Below are 480 nucleotides of genomic sequence, written 5' to 3'. Positions count from 1 at the left end.
TGGCTGTGATCGGTGGTGGTAACTCTGGTGTTGAAGCGGCAATTGACCTTGCGGGTATTGTTGAGCATGTCACTTTAGTTGAGTTTGATACTAAGCTGCGTGCTGACCAAGTACTTCAAGATAAATTGAACAGCTTGCCAAATACGACTGTCATCAAAAATGCGTTGTCTACAGAAGTTGTGGGTGATGGCAAACAAGTGACTGCACTGAAATACAAAGACCGTGCGACGGATGAGGAGCACATTGTTGAACTTGCGGGCATCTTCGTACAAATTGGTTTGTTGCCAAATACGGATTTCCTCAAAACGACAGAGGTTGAGCTTTCAAACCGTGGTGAGATTGTGATTAACGATCGCAACGAAACCAATGTAAAAGGTGTATTCGCTGCGGGTGACTGTACAACAGTACCTTATAAACAAATCATCATTGCCACTGGTGAAGGCGCGAAAGCATCACTGTCAGCGTTTGATTACATCATTC

1 protein-coding gene is annotated in these 480 nt (G+C 44.4%); it reads left to right on the top strand.

The genetic code is table 11. The features are described from left to right. Window positions 1–480, top strand: a 480-nt coding sequence (locus AC1M9F_RS14485) for an FAD-dependent oxidoreductase (RefSeq protein WP_481598117.1), incomplete at both ends; no start/stop codon positions are given.

The organism is Acinetobacter sp. ANC_7504 (assembly GCF_056779995.1).
This window is presented reverse-complemented; position numbering and strand designations above follow the sequence as displayed.